Here is a 4,399-nt window from a genome sequence, read left to right as displayed (position 1 = left end):
GAAGCAGCTCGGTGGCTCGCTCACCCGCATCGCCGTCGAGCGGGCGGACGCGCTCGGTAGCTTCACCACCTGGCGACCGGCTCTGCCGGTCGTGCAGTGGTCCCTTCGCAAGTCAGGACACGAGCAAGAGTGACCGTCCACTTCGTAGGCGCCGGACCAGGTGCCCCCGATCTCATCACCGTCCGCGGGCAGCGGCTGCTGTCGGAGTGCTCGGTCTGCCTCTACGCCGGCAGCCTCGTTCCCGCCGAGCTGCTCGCGCAGTGCCGGCCCACGGCGATGTTGATCGACACCGCGGACTTGGACCTGAACCAGATCACCGAGGCGATCGCTGCCGCGGATGCCGACGGCAAGGACGTCGTGCGCCTGTGCTCTGGCGATCCAGCCGTATTCAGCGCCGTCGCGGAGCAGGCCCGGCGGTTGGATCGGCTCGGCATCGACTACGACATCACGCCCGGGGTCCCGGCTTTCGCTGCGGCCGCGGCCGCCCTGCGCCGTGAGCTCACGGTTCCGGGGGTCGGGCAGACGGTGCTCCTCACTCGGATCGCGCAACGGGCCAGCGCGATGCCTCCCGGGGAGGAACTCGCCGCACTCGGCGCGACCAAGACGACACTCGTCCTGCACCTGGCTGTTCAGCGCATCGACCAGGTCGTCGCCGATCTCGAACCGCACTACGGACTCGACTGCCCCGTCGCCGTGGTGGCATATGCGAGCCAGCCCGCTGAGACGATCCTTCGCGGCACGCTCGGCGACATCGCGGCGCAGGTGCACGCTGCGGGTATCAGGCGCACGGCCGTCATCATCGTCGGCAATGTGCTGGCCGCGGAGGGCTTCCGGGACAGTCATCTCTACTCGACGACCCGCGAGCGGAGCAGCAGCTCAGGCGTCTGAGGGGTCGCTCGCGCGTCGGCGGCGCAGCAGGTAGGTGTCCATGATCCAGCCATGCTCGGCGCGCAGTCGCGTTCGTACCTCCGCGATCTGGTCGGCGACTTCGTCGAGCCGTCCGGCGATGAGTGCTTGGTCGTCTGTGCCGAGGTAAGCGCCCCAGAAGACGTCCAGGCCTGGCTCGTCCAACACGGCGGCGGTGAAGCCGGAATCGAGCATGACAACGGCGCTGTCCAGGCCCTCCGGGAGGCCGTCGGCAATGCGCCGGGCGGGAGTGATGTAAATCGGTTCCCCGATGCGGTTCAGCGGGATGCGGTGCGCGGCGGCCAGCGCCTGCACGCTCGTCACGCCAGGAATCACCGCATACTCGAACTCGACCACGCCGCACGCGAGGATGCGGTCGATGACACGCAGCGTGGAGTCGTAGACGGACGGGTCGCCCCACACCAGGAACGCGCCCACACCGTCGTCGGCGAGTTCGCTCGCCAATGCCCGGCCGATGCGCCGGGCGCGGGCCTCGTGCCAGTCCTGCACGGCTGCTTCGTAGGCTCCGCTGCTCAGTGAGGGCGAGCGGTCACGCGGCGGCTCAGGGATCTCCACGACGCGAAAGTTCAGGTCGGCGACATGGCGCTCGAGGATCTCGTCTCGCACCGCGTTCAGGCCGGACTTCGCATCGCCCTTGTCGATCAAGAAGAAGACGTCCACCCGGTTGAGGGCCTGCACCGCCTGGACGGTGATCTGATCAGGGTGGCCGGGCCCGATGCCGACGACAAGCAGTTCACGCATTCGATCAGTCTCGCGTAACGCTCGTTAGTCTCGGCCGGTGCGCATCCTCGTCCTCGGCGGAACCGGCGAGGCGCGCGCTCTCGCCGCGGCGCTCGTGGCCGACGGCATGGACGTGATCTCTTCGCTGGCCGGACGCGTGCAGCAACCGCGCCGGCCGGAAGGGTCGGTTCGCATCGGCGGCTTCGGCGGCGTCGACGGCCTGGCCGCGTTCCTGCGCGACGACGACATCACAGCGGTGGTCGACGCCACTCACCCCTTTGCGGCGACGATCACCAGGAACGCCGCCATCGGTGCCGAGCAGGTCGGCGTGCCGCGATTAGTCCTCCGCCGTCCGGGCTGGGACATCCAGTCGTCGTGGCAGGTGGTCGCCGACATGCCGGCAGCCGCGCGCGCGGTGCGCACCTGGAGCGGCGAGTCGGTCTTCCTTACCACGGGACGCCGCGACCTCGCTGTGTTCGCCGACGACGACCGGCATCGATTCCTCGTGCGGACAGTCGACCCACCGGAGGGACCGGTACCCCCTCAGACCACGCTGCTTCTCGACCGCGGTCCCTACACCCTCGACGGCGAGCGGGCGTTGCTACGCGAGTACGGCGTCGGTCTACTCGTCACCAAGAACAGCGGCGGGTCGATGACGGCCGCCAAGCTGCAAGCGGCCCGCGAGCTGAGTGTCCTCGTCGTCATGGTGCAGCGACCGCCGCTCCCGGAAGGCAGCGAAGTCGTCGCGACGGTAGCTGACGCGCTGGCCTGGATCATTCGGTCGGGTAGCGGCGCGGGGTGATGACGCGCGCTTGATCCGAACCTGCGTTGACAATGCGGGACTGGCTCGATCCGACGATAAGCAGGCAACGCATGTCCACCTGGTTGGTGTCGAGTTCGCCCAGCGTCGTGACGGTGACCCGCTGATCGTCGGTGCCCACCGCGCGTCCGATCACCACCGGCGTCGCGGCGTCGTGGTATTTCAGCAACAGTTCGCGGGCGTCGACCAACTGCTGCCGCCGGGTGTTCGAGGCAGGGTTGTAGATCGCGATCGCGAAGTCGCCGGAAGCAGCGGCCTCCAGACGCCGCGCGATGACGTCCCAAGGTTTGAGGCGATCCGACAGCGAGAGGACGACGTAGTCGTGGCCGAGGGGGGCGCCGGACTGGCTCGCGACCGCCTGGGCCGCGGTGAGGCCGGGGACGACCGCTACCGGCACGTGGGCGAAGCGCTCGTTGTCGGCAGCAGCTTCGAGCACGGCCGTGGCCATCGCGAAGACGCCCGGGTCGCCGGACGAGACGACCGCGACTCGCCGACCGCGCCGCGCCAGGTCGAGGGCGAACTCGGCGCGTTCGGCCTCGACTCGGTTGTCGCTGGCGTGCCGTTGCTGGCGGGGGTTCACCGGCACCCGCTCCACGTATGGCGCGTAGCCGACGATGTCGTCTGCCGCGGAAAGAACCGCCATCGCCTGCGGGGTCAGCCAGTCCCGGCCCGCCGGCCCGAGGCCGACCACATCGACGCGGCCGACTCCGATAACGCCATCAGTGGTGGCGCCCGGTGCCGTTGGACGTCCCTGCGCCGCCGCCCTGCCAGGGACGATCACGATCGACATGTACGGCACGCCCGACGGGTCGACGGCACCCGCGGGCCGGGTGACCTGCTTGTCACCGGACGCACGCTCGACGTAATACGCCTGCTCCAGCCGCCCGGCTTCCTTCAGCGCCTGTTGCACGCCCGCGTAGCTGCGGCTGATCTTCATGATTGCCGCGGCATCGGTCGTCATGAGCCGCTCGGTCAGCTGCGCCTGAGCCATCGTGCCGGGAAGCACCGTCAGAACATCGTTGCCCTCGGTGAGCGGCATCCCTAGGGCGGCGCATGCGGCGCTCACCGACGTCACGCCGGGGACGATCTGAGTCGCGTACCGCCCGTCGATGCGCTTGTGCATGTGCATGTAGCTGCTGTAGAAGAGCGGGTCCCCTTCGGCGAGCAGTACGACATCGCGTCCAGCTTCCAGGTGCGCCATGAGCCGGGCGGCAGCCTGTTCATAGAACTCTTCTATAGCACCTTCGTAGCCGCCGGGGTGATCGATGGACTCGGTGGTCACCGGGTAGACAAGCTGTTCTTCGATCTGGTCGCCGCGCAGGTACGGCTCGGCGATCAACCGTGCGACCGAGCGGCCGTGCCGGGCGGAGTGGTAGGCGACGACGTCGGCCGCGGCGATGAGCCGCACTGCCTTGACGGTGACGAGTTCGGGGTCACCCGGTCCGAGGCCGACGCCGTAGAGAGTCCCCGCCATGCTCAGCCCCGTCCCTTCGCTCCGCGCGCCTCGCTCACTCGGCCTCACTCGCGATCGCGTTGACGGCCGACACGGCCAGCGCACTGCCGCCGCGACGTCCGTGCACGACCAGGTACGGATGGCCGGACTGGGCCAGTGCCACCTTCGACTCGGCCGCGCCGATGAAGCCCACCGGCAGACCGAGAATCGCTGCAGGTTTGGGTGCGCCTTCGTCGAGCAGGTCGAGCAGGTGGAAGAGCGCGGTCGGCGCATTGCCGATCGCCACCACCGCACCGCCGAGACGGTCACCCCAGAGGTCAAGCGCCGCGGCCGAGCGGGTGTCACCGATGCCGCGCGCCCGTTCTGGCACTCGGGGATCGCCGAGGGTGCAGATGATCTCGTTTGCCGCCGGCAGCCGCTTGCGGATGATTCCAGCAGCAACCATCTGCGCATCGCACAGAATCGGCGCACCGGTCCGG

Annotated in this window: 5 protein-coding genes; 2 read left to right on the top strand and 3 right to left on the bottom strand. The window is 69.1% G+C overall.

Features of this window, described 5'->3' with window-relative positions; genetic code table 11:
• Nucleotides 1–129 precede the first annotated feature (129 nt).
• Nucleotides 130–888: a precorrin-4 C(11)-methyltransferase gene (cobM, locus tag VN779_RS09530; protein ID WP_325722093.1), complete on the top strand. Its 759-nt coding sequence runs from the start codon at nt 130–132 to the stop codon at nt 886–888.
• Here cobM and cobF read toward each other — a convergent pair.
• The gene (cobF, locus tag VN779_RS09525) at nt 877–1,668 is read right to left on the bottom strand and encodes a precorrin-6A synthase (deacetylating) (RefSeq protein WP_325722092.1); all 792 of its coding nucleotides are present in this window, start codon (nt 1,666–1,668) and stop codon (nt 877–879) included. The genes cobM and cobF overlap by 12 nt on opposite strands.
• A 37-nt stretch (nt 1,669–1,705) precedes the next feature.
• Here cobF and VN779_RS09520 point away from each other — a divergent pair, with 37 nt between their 5' ends.
• Entirely contained in the window at nt 1,706–2,449 is a 744-nt protein-coding gene (locus VN779_RS09520; RefSeq protein ID WP_325722091.1) for a cobalt-precorrin-6A reductase, read from the top strand.
• Here the strand turns inward: VN779_RS09520 and cobJ are convergent.
• Complete coding sequence (cobJ, locus tag VN779_RS09515) at nt 2,421–3,941, bottom strand: precorrin-3B C(17)-methyltransferase (RefSeq protein WP_325722090.1); 1,521 nt, start codon at nt 3,939–3,941, stop codon at nt 2,421–2,423. The genes VN779_RS09520 and cobJ overlap by 29 nt on opposite strands.
• 34 nt (nt 3,942–3,975) lie before the next feature.
• Nucleotides 3,976–4,399: precorrin-8X methylmutase (locus tag VN779_RS09510; RefSeq protein ID WP_325722089.1), on the bottom strand; the 424-nt coding region annotated here is incomplete at its 5' end.

This window comes from Actinocrinis sp., assembly GCF_035605935.1.
GTDB lineage: Bacteria > Actinomycetota > Actinomycetes > Streptomycetales > Catenulisporaceae > Actinocrinis.
Note: the sequence above shows the minus strand (reverse complement) of the source record. Positions and strands in the feature narration are given on the sequence as shown.

Coding starts and splice junctions, on each gene's coding strand:
- cobF (WP_325722092.1), bottom strand. CDS start 1,668: ATGCGTGAACTGCTTGTCGTCGGCATCGGGCCCGGCCACCCTGATCAG.
- cobJ (WP_325722090.1), bottom strand. CDS start 3,941: ATGGCGGGGACTCTCTACGGCGTCGGCCTCGGACCGGGTGACCCCGAA.